The organism is Eubacterium sp. AM05-23, from assembly GCF_003477535.1.
Classification (GTDB): domain Bacteria; phylum Bacillota; class Clostridia; order Eubacteriales; family Eubacteriaceae; genus Eubacterium; species Eubacterium maltosivorans.
This window is the reverse complement of record NZ_QUDF01000001.1, coordinates 88,704-102,972: the sequence shown is the minus strand read 5'-3', so window position 1 is coordinate 102,972 and position 14,269 is coordinate 88,704. Positions and strand designations below refer to the sequence as shown.

Below are 14,269 nucleotides of genomic sequence, written 5' to 3'. Positions count from 1 at the left end.
CCCCTTAGAGTGATTTTTTTACCATTTCGACAAGCTTGTCATTCTGAAAGGGCTTGACAATAAAATCATGAGCGCCCATCCGCACAGCTTTCTCGATGGTGGCCTCCTGCCCAATGGCCGAGCACATAATCACCCGGGTATCAGGCTCCAGCTTCAAAATCTCCGCGAGTACTTCAATGCCGGATTTTCCGGGCATGGTAATATCCAGCAGAACCAGCTTTGGCTTGTGCTTTTTAAACAGGTGGATGGCCTCACTTCCGTCTTTTGCTTCAATGAACTGGCTAAACCCGCCATCACTCAAGGCATTTTTAATAATTCTGCGCATGAACATGGCGTCATCCACAATCAATATCTCATTCATCCTCTTCTCCTCTGTCTCTTCATCTTTCATTTTTTTGAAAACAGTAGCATCGTCGCTGTAATTTCCTGCGGCGTCCGCTCCATCTTGGCGCCGCCCTTCTTTTTCGCTTCTGTGGGCATACTGCTGCTCACGCAGCTTTCAGCCTTCTGCACAATGGTGCTGGCTCCGGCTCTTTGCATCTCTAAAAGCCCCTGGGCGCCGTCTTTTCCAAAACCAGTCAGGATGATGCCCAGAGCATCTGCGCCTGCGCAGGCCGCGGAGGAAAAAAGCACATCCACTGCCGGGCGCACTCCGTTTATCTTCTCACCGTCCTCGTAGACCAGAAAATATCCCCCTCCGCGCTTCACAACTTTCAGATGCCGGTCATCTTCCGCAACATAGACGGTTCCGGACAGAACCATCTCCCCGTTCCGTGCTGCCTTGACTTTCATGGTGCAGTACGCATCCAGATAGTCTGCCATGCGGGCGGCAAAACCTTTGCACAAATGCTGCACAATGACGATGCCCGGTGTGCTCTCTGGCAGATCCCGGATAATCGAAAGTATGGTCGACGGTCCCCCGGCAGAGGCGCCGATTACGATCAGCTTCTGGCTGGCTGGTTTTTCCTTCATACAGGCCTACCACCTTTCTGCCCGTTTTATTCTGGCTTTCGATAGATCGCCGATCCCATAAATTCCAGGGTTGTAAACTCTCTGGGCAGTACCTCCGCCAGGCCTACAATCAGGTAACCTCCGGGTCTCAGGCTGTTTTCCAGCCGGCTGATCATCGTTTTTTTTGAGGCTGTGTCAAAATAGATCATCACGTTTCTGCACAGGATCAAATCGTATTTTTTCCAGGTATTTTCCGGTTCCATTAAATTTTGGTTTTTAAACTGAATGTTCTTTTTTAAAAACTTTTTAATCTCAAAGCTCTTTTCATCCTTAACAACACAGTATTTTTCCTGCCACTGCGGCGGAAGATTCCTAAACTCCTTGATGGGGTAAATGCCCCGACGGGCACGCTCCAGCGCGCTTTCGCTGATATCGGTCGCTGTGATATGGGCTGCCGGCGCCGCGCTGTTTTCCTGTGCGAAATCCTGAAAAAGCATGGCGAGGGTATAGCACTCCTCCCCGCTTGCACAGCCGGCGCACCAGGCCTGATAATCTGTCTTATTTTTGGCGGCCTGTGGCAGGATTGTTTTCCGTATAAAATCGAAATGCCTGGGCTCCCGCATAAAATAGGTGTAGTTTGTGGTAAGGCGGTTGATCATCTCACCTGCCAGACGGCCGCTTTTATCGGCGCGTACCGCTTTCATATAATCCTTAAAGCTCGCGATCCCGCAGCGGTCCAGCTCACTTCTCAGGCGGCATTCAATCAGGACTTTTTTCTTTTCCAGGTTAATGCCATATTTTTCCCGGACATAGTCTACGATGTCCAGAAATTCCAATGTTCCAAGCCTGATCAATTTTCCCCGCTCCTCCACAACGCTGCCTGTTCCGCAAGAACCTCTGACGCTACCGCTATATTCTCCTCGACATCTGTGCACAAAATTCCCAACAGGCTGTCGTCACCATTTTTGATCTCCACGCCGCATTTCCAGTCTGGCTTGTTTTCGGCGCTCTGGCATTCTTCCACGACAATGTACGGGACAGGCCCCCTGTCTCCCAAAAGCAGGCCGGCAATACCATCCGGCGCTTCGGGCACTCTCACAAGCTCAGGATTAATACGGACATTCTCAATTTTATCAACTGGAATATAATATGCCTGCTCACCCATTTTTATTTTCAGGCATACCACTGAGCCATGTCTTTCTGCATTATTTGACTGCTCCATTTTTACCTCTCTTTACTAAGGCCAGATAACCGGCGCCAGCATCTCTATGGGGGCTGGCTCCGCATAGTAATAGCCCTGAGCCATGCTGCACCCAACTTCTTTTAAAAACTGTTCCTGCGCCGCTGTCTCAATACCTTCTGATATCACCTGGATATCCAGCTCTTTTGCCATATGAATGACATTGGTCACAACGATTTTTTCCCGTTTTGTCATATCCAGTTTAAAAAAATCGCGGTCCAGCTTTATGATGTCCACCGGAATGTCCTTAAGCATGCTCAGAGAGGAGTAGCCTGTGCCAAAATCATCCATAGACAGCTTAAAGCCCTCTTTCTTGATCTCTTTTACAATTTTCAGAATAATGGATGGGTTGTCCAGAAAAGCGCTTTCGGTGAGCTCCAGCTCAATGAGCTCTACCGGAATCTTGTACTGCTGGCAGATATCTACCAGCTCTCCTGGAAAATTGGCTTCTCTTATATGGACTCTTGAAATATTTACCGCAACCGGGTATGCTTTTCTGCCTTCTTTTATCCAGCCTGACAGATCCTGGCATACCTGCTCAAAAACGCAGCGGTCAATCTCTGTGATAAACCCATTCCTTTCAAACAAAGGAATAAAGGAATCCGGCTGAACCAGGCTTCCATCCGGCTGGCGCCACCGGACCAGCGCCTCCAAACCACTCCAATCGCCGCTGGCCACATCGATTTTTGGCTGGTAATACACAATAAACTCCCCGCCGCGCAGCGCGGACTTCATCCGAGAGGCAAAATACTTTTCCTGATCCCGCTGGCTCTGCATCTCCTTGTTAAAAAAAGCGTAATTGCTTTTATGATAATCCTTGATGGAACGGCGCACTGCATTGGCGCATTCGATCATGCTTTCCACGCTGTCCTGATCCTCCTCAGCGCAGACTCCTGCCATGCAGATAAAGGGAAAAAATAAAACCATTTTCGCCGAAAGCCGTTCAACCCTCTGCAGCAGCTGCTCGATCCTCTGCCTCAGCGCTTCCGGCGTTTCATAAAACAGCATCAGTACAAAGGCATCGGCCTTGACACGGGCATAGCATTCTTCCTCTTCTATAAAGGTATGTAGCATACGGCTGATTTCAATCAAGACGCGGTTTCCCGTTTCATAGCCGAACTCGGTGTTGACCACCTTAAAATTTTTGACATCAAAAGTAATCACTGCGCGCTTTTTCCCAAAAACGCTGCGTTTTTCAGCCTCCAGCAGAAACTTGCTCAGGTTCCAGGCGCCGGTCAGGCTGTCTTTATAGGCGATCCGCAACCGGTATTTCATAGAGCGCAATTGAAGAATATTGGCTGTAATGATTTTACAGGAAAGGGAAAAGGTCGCGATTTCCTCCTCCTGCCATAAACGTTCCTCCTTCAAATCACAGAGGCTGATATAACCGGCGAAGGCTTCCTCCTCCAGAATAATGCTCTGCATCAGGGCTTTTGTCCCTCTGATCCGCTGTCGCTCTGCCATGACGCGGTTAATGATGTTAAAATCCTCAAAACGGTTACAGACAAAGATACCATTTTCATCAAATTCCTGCTGATAGCTCTCAGTCATCAGGCCCGGAATCAGACTCAGGTTGTCATTCATGACCAGACGGTTTGTGATATTCCACTCATAGGTCAGCTCAAAATATTTTTTATCCGCTGTCCGCTCTACCACATAGGCCTGCTCAACCCCAAAATAACGGCACAATCTCTCAAGCCCCATCTCAATACTGAGTTCCATGTCACGGCACCCAAAAACCATATTGGTAAGCTCTGTGATAAAGGCCATGTCCGCTTTGCCGCTATCCGGCCTGTAGGGCGCGATCTTCTCGATTTTAAAGTCTTTTTCCGCTTCTCTGACCACGCTGTCTTCCTTGGCGATAAAGAAAGGCCGTTCCAGTCTTTTCGCCTCACAGAGTGCCTTTATGGCCATATCACGCAGATTATCATAGCTTTTTTCAATGCCGCAGCACAATACGATCCCGATTTTACAAGAAAGTGTGCACTCCGAGCTCGGAGGAATACGGACTGCCTCGATTTGCCTGCGGATTCCCCCGGCGTGTCTTTCAGCCTCGCCAGCCGCACTGCAGCCCAGTGCGTAGACTAAAAAGGTACTGTCACCTACTCTGGCAAGCTTGTCGGTTTTCTTTAAAGCCTTATTCAGTAAAAAGGCGGCCTGCTGTAAAACCGCGTTGCCTGTGGCCGGGCCATATTTTTCTTTAAAGGCGCTCCAGCCCTCAAGATGGATCAAAAACAGGGCGTCTCCTTCGTATTGCCGGCCGTCTGCCTGATAGCTTTCAATAAATATTTTAGCGGCTTTCTCGGTATATAACTTTGTCAGAGGGTCAGGAGCCCACTTTTGTTGTTCGTTTATCATTTAAGAATCACTCTTTCTGCTATTCCAGTATCGCTTCGCTGTTTTTCTGAAGCTTTTCAAACAGGACCTGCATCCTCAGCACATAGGCCAGAGGCGGCTTCATCGCCTTTAAGGCCACGGCGCTGTCCAGGTATTGATTGTCCTGCCCGATAACAGGTGCTTCAAGCTTATAAAGATCGTTTTCATCGAGCTCTTTAATGCCTTCCACCCATTCTACAGCCACGCCAATTTTAACCTCTTGAAAGCACATGACCAGAATATAAGGCGCCCGGACCGGTCTGTCGCACAAACTGCAGGCCTGCCCAAAGTCGAAAACGGAAAGCTCCATTGCCTCTGCCGATTCACGCGATTCCACAGACACCACGTGCTCAAGGGGAACCATAAAGTAAAGGCCACCCGACATAAACAGTATAAAAGCCTTTTCCATTTCACACCACCTTAATCGTTATATATAAGTATAATCTTACCTAATTCTACACAAAAAAACAAGGACTATTCATACTATTTCGTGAATAACAGGCAATATACCCATATTTTCACAGCATATAAAAAAGCTTCAGAACAAACATTCCTTTTACTGTTTATTCTGAAGCTATCTTATCCTTAGTTGTCTGTTTTTATTCATTTTTTACGTAATAAACATCGCGCTGCTTCATTTCTCCGAAGCCCTCAAAATATTCATAGGTAGCGGCGACTCTCCCTCCACAGTCATTACACGCCATCCAAAATCCCAGCTGGTCTGTCTCCGGATGGACTCCTGAAGGCTCTTCACATTGGCACTGCTTTACTTCTTTTTTCATCATCATTTTGGTAAAACTCCTTTCCAACATTACTTCATTAAAGTTTTACCCAAAATAGCGATTTTAAAACTAGTCACAGCGATTTATTTTAACGCAAATGCTTTATCAATAGCGCAGCGGTTCGTCTAATTCTGCCAAAAAGGCATTGAGGGTCTCCATCAAATCAAAGGGTTCGTATATAATTTCATATTTGTAACGCCCCATAAGCGCCATAACATAAGCGCCGTAGCCATGCTTCAGCAGGGCCTGAAGCAGTCTTGGCGTCATTTCCATGGGGGTGGGCTCCAGCTGACCGTATTTATTCCACTTCATCAGCCCGGCCTCCTCGATAAAGTCCATCATCTCGTTCAGCGCCCGGGCATTCTTCTCTGGCATTTCCCCTTTGTCACCGCTCAGATACCCCACCGCCAGTGTTTCAAAGGCAGTCGGCGGAACAGGCTCCTGGGGGTGCTGCTCAGCCATGGCCCGGTTGGCTTCATCCAACAGGCTCATGCCCGCGGACTTCAGATATACCAGGTCCATTAAAAGGTAAAAAAGGTAGTCGCCGCGCATCCGGGCAACCGTGTTGATTAAAATAATGTCTGTATCATTTAGCTCGGGTATCATGGCTAAGACAGGCTCATGAAGGGTGCTCAGCCTTTTATAGAGTGTTGTGGCGATCTCGCCGTTCAGGCTTTCGTCACCGGTCTCAAAGGCATCCTGCGCTACTGCCATCTCCCTAAAGGCTTTCTGCCTGAGGGTTGGGTTTTCAAGCATCAGCTCCGCGCAGCGCCTCACATACTCGCCGCAAAAGGGCTGGGGTTTTTTGGGCATCTTCTGTTCAACTGCGCACTTGCGCATTTTCTGCTTTGAATTTCTGGTGCCTTCGTTATAAACGTCAAAGTACAGCTTCTTTTTATCCCCATAAATCTGCCACCAGCCAAACTCAAAACGCTCAAACTGGTCATACAGATGAACATAGCTTGTCTTATCGACACTCAGAGGCTCCTCCAGCATCATGCCCCAGCTTAAGCCGGCCTCCATCTCCCCAAATACCACATTACAGTAAAAGTGATGGAAACCATCGGAAAGGCACCTGCCAAAGGGGCCTATATCTGTAATATTATAAGATTCTGTGTCAAAGTCCACACCGTGGTACAGACAGCGGGTCATCAGGTCGTAGGTTTCCCTCACCACCTCAAACACCATACCGTGCTCTACCTCGTCCGAATCATCGCCGTAATAGGACTGGGCATCCTGGCGCATGCTGTCAAAATCCAGCCGTTTGGCCGGCAGCAGCTCCATCAGTTTTTCCCATGCCGCATCCCGTTCTGCAAACGTAGCCTGGCTGTCCCGGCACTGGGCAACAAGTCCGGCAAACTGCGGATCACTCATGGCAATTTTCAGTTGTGTTTTAACAACCGGGCAGCGCTCCTCCTGCACTTCCAGAATACGGGCGGCAATCTTTCTGATTTTATCCGATGCTTTTTTACTCAATTCAAACCTTATCATATTACTCTCCAATTAATTATGTGGTACTTTCATTATATTATGCTTTCTTCTAAAAGGCAACGATTTAATAAAATAAAGCGCTTTTCTCCCAGTGTCCTGAAAGAAAAGCGCTTTATAACATTATTCTTTATTCAAATACAACGATGGCGGCACTGTTCTTAATGCGAAGGGCCGCGGTTTCAAGAATTCTGAAATAGTGGTTCAGGTTAACGAGCTCCAGATAAGCGGCGGCCAGGTCCTGACCAACGGCCAGATCCATGTACTGGGCTTCGGCGCAGACCAGAACGGCTTTTCCGGCCAAAGCGTTTGAACGGTAAACCCGCCCGTCCAGCAGGCTCTTAATGCGGTCAATTTCCATGACGCCGGTTCCCGGCTGGATCCGCTGAAGCTTAAAATAGAGATCTGGCCCCATAACCAGAGCGAGACGGCCAAGCATATCCTTTTCTACCAGCATGGAAACGCCAGAGGCGATATTGGCAAAGGCATTCTGTCCTTCTGCCCAGTCGTCCATCTTAACGGTATGGCTGCCGGATACAGTCAGCAGGCCATCTGCGCCCAGCGCTTTATTGCCAAAGAAAATCAGTTGATCCTCAGCCTTTGCGCTGGCCTGTGCCGCGCGGGCCGCCGCAGAAAGATCCACCGGCACACCGGTTCTCTCACTGGCTTCCAGGTCTCTCCAGAATAATGGAAAATCTTCGTACAGCTGTACCAGCTCTGCAAATTTTCGGCCTGTGGTCTGCACCACACCGTCCTCAAAGCTTTCATCCTTGTCGCTGCTGTCAACCACAACGGACTGCGCGCCTGGTCCAAGTGGTCCGTAAAGCGGTAGGAAACGGCGGCCGACCAGATATTTTTTCAGTGTTTCGACAATGGTTGTATCAATCTGTTCCCAAAGGGCATCGCCAAAGGGCGCTGCTTCTCTTGATAAATAATCCATATTGTCCCTCCTAATCCTCAATCAGGCTGCCGACAGTCGGGCCTTCTGCGGTCTGGGCTTCACTGCTGCCCGATTCAATACCGAGCTCTTCCAGCATTTCATGGACTTCCTCGGCGCCTTCCTCAAACAGCTCTGCTTCTACAGGGTCCAGATAACGCAGCAGCGTTGTCAGCTCACCCATATGAGCTTTTTCCTCATCACGGATGTCCTCCAGCACCTTTTTGGCAACAGGATCATCTGTCGCCTGTGCATGGGCATCGTATAAATAAATCGCTTCAAGCTCACCTGCTAAATCGAGGCGGATAGCCTGAGCCAGTTCCTTTTTTGTCATTTTTCGTTCCACATTTGCTGCAAATGGATCTCCAAAAGATGGCATAAAATTTCAACTCCCTTCTAAAATAATTATACTTTAGAATCATTATAACATAATATTCCACAAAAATACAGTTAATTTTAGCTAACTTAGTGTCAATTTTCAGACAAATAAAAGACCCCTTTCAAACAGAAAGGGGTCTTGCTCTTTTTATTGTGGCTGTGACGCACCGGTGGCCTGCTGGAGCTGGTTCAATACATCCTGAAGCTCATTGAGCTTGCTGCCGTAGCCTGCCCAGTCGCCGGATTTTTGCGCGTTCTGGGCTTCCTGGAACAGCTGATTCGCCCGGATCGAGAGATCCGCCGCGCCTGTGGCGGCGTTATTATTTGGCGTCGCGGTGGAAACAGCCGTATTGGCCGCCGCCTGCGCTTCGCCTGCGTCATAGTTGAAAATCTGGCCGAGGGCCTGGTTCAGCGAGTCTGCCATGACAATCTCGTTCTGGTAGCTCACGATCACTTTTTTAACCTCTGGCAGGTTATTCTCCCCTGCGCTGGCCTGAATGTAGATCGGTTCAACATAAATGATGGCGTCCTCGATGGGAATCGTCATTAAGTTACCGCGCAGCACGGTGGAGCCCTGCTGGCTCAGCAGCGTCAGCTGCGGCGATATGGTGGTATTCTGGTCGATCCGCTGCTCAATCTGCATGGGGCCGTAAACCAGCTGCTGTTTCGGGAACTGGTACAGCAGCAGCTGCCCATAATCGTCCCCGTCTGATACCCCAGCCAGCCAGGCAATCATATTGTCCTTATTTCTGGGCGTAAAGGTTGTTGTCAGCATAAATTCTGTCTGGCGGTCCGGCAGCTTCATGATGGTGTAGGACGAGTCAATGGGTACCTCCTCCTTAGACGAGCCAAAGAACTGGTTGGCGGTTTCCCACTGGTCCTCACGGTTATAGAATACCTGTGGATTGCTCATGTGGTAGGTTTTATAAATATCGGACTGGATGTCAAACAGAGTTTTGGAGTAACGGATATGCTCCTTCAGCCCCTTGGGCATCTCAGAAATATCCTTGACCAGACCCGGGAAAATCTTACTGTAGGTTTCAAGCACAGGCTCATCATCCACCTTATAGAAAGTGACGTCGCCGTTGTAGGCGTCCACCACTACCTTGACCGGATTCTTGATATAGTTCTTGCCTGTGGTTTGGTCATAGGGCTGGGCGTAAGGGTACTTATTGCTGGTGGTAAACCCGTCCACAATCCAGTACTGCTTGCCGTCTGCTAACGCCATGTATGGCTTATTGTCATACTCTAAAAAGGGCGCGATTTTGGACACACGGTCCATCACATTCCGGTTAATGAGAATTTTGCTGTCTGAGGTAATCTCACTGGTCAGCAGCATCTCAGGTGATCCGTAATACAGGGCAAAGGAAAGACGGTTAAGCAGTGACAGTTTAATGCCGCCGGTGCCTTCATAATAGTTTTCCTTATTGTCGTCCCCTTCTGGGTAGTCAAATTCTGGATTGGCCGCGTTGGTGACCACGTATTTGTAGTCGCCTTCGCCAAAATAAACCCTTGGCTGGATAATATCAAGGCTCTGTGTATCCGTCACTGGCGGAATATCCTTGACGATCAGCTCTGGCTGCCCCACAGAATTGGTTTTATTCACTGGCGACATGGCAACGCCAAAGCCGTGCGTATACTTCAGATGCTGGTTCACCCAGGTTTTAGCATCATCTGGAAGCGCGGAGTTTTCCATTTCACGAGTGCCCAGAAATACCTGGGTATATTTGCCGTCTACAAAATAACGGTCCACATCCACATCGTAAAACTTATAATAGTTTCTGATCCCCTGCAAAGAATTATACATATCCTTGGTTGGCTTCTGGTCATTGATGGGGATATTGCTGATGGTCGCTTCATTTTCCTGAATATCCTGGGCGGTGATGTCCTGGGTCGGTGAAAAATCCTTGATGGTCACCTTATCCAGACCATAGGCTTTTTGTGTGCTGGCAATATTCTTTTCAATGTAGGGCGCTTCTTTAGTGTACTGGTTTGGCACCACCGACAGGTATTCGTATGCTGCCTGTTCCACGCCGCCCACCAGGGCCACAACAATCAAGAGCACCGGGCCGGCTGCCATCATCTTGTAATTCTTTTTGAATCCCGCAATCACAGAACTCACTGCCAGAACCAGACACAGGGCAATCTTCACATAGAGCATTTTCATACCAATGGTAATATCCGATGCGCCTGCGCCGTAGACCATTCCCGTTCCGCCATAGAGCATTTCATAGCGGCCGATAAAGCTGCTAAAAGCCAGAAGCAGGAAGAATATCCCCAAAAACACGCCAATCTGCTTGGAGGCCAGGGTCAGGAAGGTCGTAAAAACATCCTTTGCGCCGCTTTTAAAATCATCCATGCTCTGAGCTGTCTGAATCCGAAAATCCTTTTCCCGGTACATGACAAAAACAGTATACAAAAGCGTCAGAATAACCATGCCAAAAAAGCAGGTCATGACCACACTGTACGCGTCCTTTAATAACGGCAGCGTAAAGAAATAAAAGGACAGATCCTTTCCAAACAGCGGGTCTGTCGAACCAAAATCTGTGGCATTGGTGAATTGAAGGATTTCTGACCACAGGCTATTGGCAATAAAACCAGTTATCACCGCCGCTGCCACCACGGACAGTACCGCACCGATGGTTTTTTCCCGTTTTGTTCGCACTGCCTGGGTAATCCCCAGATAACGTTCAGAAATCTTTTTTAAAAATTTCAGGTAGAAGAAGAGCAGGATCAGCAGCACCAAAAATACCGGCACGCCAATCTGAGCCTTAGTGACCAGCTCTTTAAAAAAGACATTGAGATAACCCATTTCACTAAACCAGAGATAGTCTACGTAAAAATGGTTGAGGGACAAAAGAATCGCGAGAATGACCACCACGGCCACCACGACTGTCCAGAAGGCTTTTTTTCCTTTTTTCATTTTCCTTTTCCTTTAAAATATAGAAGTTGTAGGATATTATAACACAGATTGCGTACATCCACGGCCATCTTAACGAAATCTTTATGCTATACTTAATGGATTTAAGCTGTTTTGGCCGGTCTCGGAATAATTTTCCTTATCTTCACAGCAAACACAGCCACAGTCGATACGACTGCGATAAAATCCGCAATGGGCTGTGCCAGAAAAACGCCGGTCATTCCAAGACCTGTCACCCGGGGAATAATCAGAATCAGCGGGATGAGTAAAATCAGCTTTCGCAGCATGGCCAGAAAGACCGAGACCTTGGCCTGTCCCAATGACAGAAAAGTCTGCTGGCATCCAGTCTGCAGCCCCATTATGCCGATGCACATCATAAAAATACGGATCGCCCAGACAGTCAGGCTGGAGAGCTGTGGATCTGTTGTAAAGATGGCGATAACCACCTCCGGAAAAAACTCCACAATGGCCCAGATCACCATGGACAGCGTAAAGCTGGCCGCAATCATCAGATGGTAGGCCTTGCGCACGCGGTCGTAGTTTCTGGCTCCGTAATTATAGGAAATAATGGGCTGCCCACCCTGGGTCAGGCCCATGAGCGGCATAAGTCCCAGCTGAGAAATACTGCCGATAATAGTCATGGCGCCTACCGCCATGTCACCGCCGTAAAACTGAAGCGAAGCATTCAAGGTAATGTTGAGCAGACTCTCGGTGGACTGCATGATAAAGGGCGATATGCCAAGTGAGATGATCCCCACCACATATTCTTTTTTAAGACGCATTCTGGAAGGCTTGATTTTAATGGTCGTTTTCCTGCCAGTCAGGAAATGGCAAACCCAGATGGCTGAAACAGCCTGTGAAAGGATGGTTGCCAGCGCGGCGCCCCGAACCCCCATGCCAAATACAAAAATAAAAACCGGGTCCAGAATAATATTCAGCACTGCGCCAATGAGGACGGTCAGCATACCGGTTTTTGCAAAGCCCTGTGTATTGATAAAAGCGTTTAACCCTAAGGTAGCCATCACGAAAATGGTTCCGCACAGGTAAATCGTCATGTATTGAAGCGCATGCTCAATGGTGTTTTCACTGGCGCCAAAGGCCATGAGCAGAGGCCGCTGGAAGATCAGAAAAAAAGCGGTGAGCACCACCGACAAAATGAGCAGCAGCGTCGCCGCGTTACCCAGAATCCCCTCGGCGCTGTCCCGGTTTTTCTCCCCAAGATGAATGGCGGCCAGAGGCGCGCCCCCCATCCCGATCATCGCCGCAAAGGCTGTAATCAGCATAATGATGGGAAAAGTGATGCCAACCCCAGTCAAAGCCATGGGACCAACCCCTTCAATATGGCCGATATACATACGGTCAACAATGTTGTAAAGGGCATTGATAACCTGGGCCACAATGGCCGGCAGGGCCAGCTTAAACATCAGCCTGCCTACCGGCATGGTCCCCAGTTCTGTGTTTTTTTCATTGTCCATAATTTAATTTTTTACCTCTTACTATTGAATTTCAAAATCGAAATAGGTGTTGGGATAGGGCTCATTACTCAGCGTAAAATGCCACCACTCCTGAAAAAACGGCTCAAATCCGCAGGACAGCATCAGGTATTTCAGCATCATCCGGTTACGGCTCTGAATAGCCGTAAGATCGGTATAATTGCTGTAAGAGCTCGCCTCAAAATAGTCAAAAAAGCCGCCCATGTCCAGCTCCTGCCCATTGCGCATGTCCACCACTGTCAAATCCACCGTACTGCCACGCGTATGGGTCGAGCGGACAGCGATAAAGCCCTCGTCAAAGACCTCCGCCTTGGTAAAATCCGGGTAATGGCGGGCCTTGGTCTCACCGGTTTCCGGCCTGTCCTTCCACCTCAAAAAATGCTCCACGGCTCTCTGAGGGCGGTATCCATCATACACCCGCAGGCAGTAGCCCTTGGTCATCAGCTTATTCTGGGCTGTCTTCAGCGCTTCGGCTGTCTCCCGGGTTACCAGAATAATGGGGGCGTTATAGCCTTCAATCCGTTCGCCGACAAAGTTATCCCCAGAATAATACTTTACATCTGTTTCAATGGTTGGTATATAATCCGCTACATCCACAAAATTATCTGGACGCACTGTTACGAGTTCATACATAATTAATTCCTTATTTTTCAGAAGTTTAGTGTTTAGAGCACACATCCCACATCATTTAATTGTACCCGATTTAAAGTATTTTGAAAAGGGGGTTCCTCTATTGTGTTAGATTACTTTATTTCTCTTTTTTATAACAGGCACTAAAAAGGAGCCCTGAAGGACTCCTGAATTTGTTATCATTTTTTAAATTGCGCTTCATCCAGTTCCAGAACCCTGCAGCCATTTGTGAACACCTCGGCCTTTGTCAGGCCGCAGTCCATCAGATAGCTCAGCTCTTCTCTGGACGCCTGTCCGTGTATCACGAGCGACGCGCCGGCGTCACTGCCCAGGGCAATGGTCACGCCTGCCTCATGGGCTTTTCTCACCTGAAGCTTATGCCCGCTAAAATAACGCTGTGAAACCTCCCGGTACCGGGAAAGCGGATGGCTTTCATCACAGCCTGCAATATTGGCAAAGGGGGCCAGTGTCGGTATCCAGACCACGTCCTTTTCCTTCATCGCAGCGATGCAGTCTCCATCAATACAATATCCATGCTCAATGGTATCAGCCCCGGCTTCAATGGCCATCATAATGCCCTTCGGCGTATTGACATGCACCATCGTGCGCAATCCGGCGTCATGGGTCCGCTTAATCAGATAGCGAAGCTCCTCGTCTGTAAATTCCAGACTGCCAGCCTCCCCAAAATGATCAAAGCTCATGATGCCTGACTGGATAATTTTAATAAAATCAGGCCTCCGCTTGAGCAGCTGATCCATTTTTTTACGGCAGGAGTCAAAATCGGTAATGGCTTCTCCTAAAAAATCTCCGTAGTGACCTGTTTTATACAGCGCCACCAGCGGCGTTCTGAAGATAATACCAGCATCCTCAGCGATGGGCTTAAACGCAGCGCCCGCGCCATAAGCGTCACCGCCGTCGCGCAGCGCTTTGACATTATGCTTGCGGTACCGCGTTGCCAGTGACAAAAACCAGCCCTCTCGCTCCGGTGTATCCTCAGCCATCAGCTCTTTTTTCAGTTTACCAAAACCGCTTAAAGCGCAATGTATATGACAATCAATGACCATTTAAAGAAAA

The 14,269-nt window shown here is 48.6% G+C and carries 14 protein-coding genes; all 14 read right to left on the bottom strand.

Going from position 1 to position 14,269, the window contains the following annotated elements:
* Window positions 1-4 precede the first annotated feature (4 nt).
* The 14 genes from DW091_RS00515 to DW091_RS00450 all read right to left on the bottom strand — a co-directional run bounded on the left by DW091_RS00515 (window position 5) and on the right by DW091_RS00450 (window position 14,259).
* Window positions 5-361 (bottom strand): response regulator, encoded by a 357-nt coding sequence (locus DW091_RS00515; RefSeq protein ID WP_058693237.1) that lies wholly within the window; start codon window positions 359-361, stop codon window positions 5-7.
* A 26-nt stretch (window positions 362-387) separates the two neighbouring features.
* Window positions 388-972, bottom strand: a complete 585-nt coding sequence (locus DW091_RS00510) for a CheB methylesterase domain-containing protein (RefSeq protein WP_074617879.1) — start codon at window positions 970-972, stop codon at window positions 388-390.
* Between the two features lie 26 nt (window positions 973-998).
* Window positions 999-1,805 (bottom strand): protein-glutamate O-methyltransferase CheR, encoded by an 807-nt coding sequence (locus DW091_RS00505; RefSeq protein WP_118517111.1) that lies wholly within the window; start codon window positions 1,803-1,805, stop codon window positions 999-1,001.
* Window positions 1,802-2,173: a hypothetical protein gene (locus tag DW091_RS00500; RefSeq protein WP_118517110.1), complete on the bottom strand. Its 372-nt coding sequence runs from the start codon at window positions 2,171-2,173 to the stop codon at window positions 1,802-1,804. The genes DW091_RS00505 and DW091_RS00500 overlap by 4 nt, the downstream gene beginning before the upstream one ends.
* Before the next feature lie 15 nt (window positions 2,174-2,188).
* Window positions 2,189-4,549 (bottom strand): bifunctional diguanylate cyclase/phosphodiesterase, encoded by a 2,361-nt coding sequence (locus tag DW091_RS00495; protein ID WP_118517109.1) that lies wholly within the window; start codon window positions 4,547-4,549, stop codon window positions 2,189-2,191.
* A gap of 19 nt (window positions 4,550-4,568) precedes the next feature.
* The gene (locus tag DW091_RS00490) at window positions 4,569-4,976 is read right to left on the bottom strand and encodes a hypothetical protein (protein WP_074617876.1); all 408 of its coding nucleotides are present in this window, start codon (window positions 4,974-4,976) and stop codon (window positions 4,569-4,571) included.
* A 190-nt stretch (window positions 4,977-5,166) separates the two neighbouring features.
* A complete protein-coding gene (locus DW091_RS00485) occupies window positions 5,167-5,355 on the bottom strand; it encodes a hypothetical protein (protein WP_058693231.1) in 189 nt (62 codons plus the stop codon).
* Window positions 5,356-5,454: 99 nt separating this feature from the next.
* Window positions 5,455-6,840, bottom strand: a complete 1,386-nt coding sequence (locus tag DW091_RS00480) for a BrxA family protein (protein WP_118517108.1) — start codon at window positions 6,838-6,840, stop codon at window positions 5,455-5,457.
* 127 nt (window positions 6,841-6,967) lie between these two features.
* Entirely contained in the window at window positions 6,968-7,777 is an 810-nt protein-coding gene (locus tag DW091_RS00475) for a family 1 encapsulin nanocompartment shell protein (RefSeq protein ID WP_096920515.1), read from the bottom strand.
* Between the two features lie 10 nt (window positions 7,778-7,787).
* Window positions 7,788-8,153 carry a demethoxyubiquinone hydroxylase family protein gene (locus DW091_RS00470; RefSeq protein ID WP_038351859.1) on the bottom strand — a complete coding sequence of 122 codons (366 nt, stop codon included), beginning with the start codon at window positions 8,151-8,153 and terminating at the stop codon, window positions 7,788-7,790.
* A gap of 147 nt (window positions 8,154-8,300) precedes the next feature.
* Window positions 8,301-11,075, bottom strand: a complete 2,775-nt coding sequence (locus DW091_RS00465) for a UPF0182 family protein (protein ID WP_118517107.1) — start codon at window positions 11,073-11,075, stop codon at window positions 8,301-8,303.
* Between the two features lie 101 nt (window positions 11,076-11,176).
* Window positions 11,177-12,547: an MATE family efflux transporter gene (locus DW091_RS00460; RefSeq protein WP_096920516.1), complete on the bottom strand. Its 1,371-nt coding sequence runs from the start codon at window positions 12,545-12,547 to the stop codon at window positions 11,177-11,179.
* A gap of 21 nt (window positions 12,548-12,568) precedes the next feature.
* Window positions 12,569-13,198 (bottom strand): M15 family metallopeptidase, encoded by a 630-nt coding sequence (locus tag DW091_RS00455; protein ID WP_058693225.1) that lies wholly within the window; start codon window positions 13,196-13,198, stop codon window positions 12,569-12,571.
* 176 nt (window positions 13,199-13,374) lie between these two features.
* A complete protein-coding gene (locus DW091_RS00450) occupies window positions 13,375-14,259 on the bottom strand; it encodes an amidohydrolase family protein (RefSeq protein ID WP_118517106.1) in 885 nt (294 codons plus the stop codon).
* Window positions 14,260-14,269 lie beyond the last annotated feature (10 nt).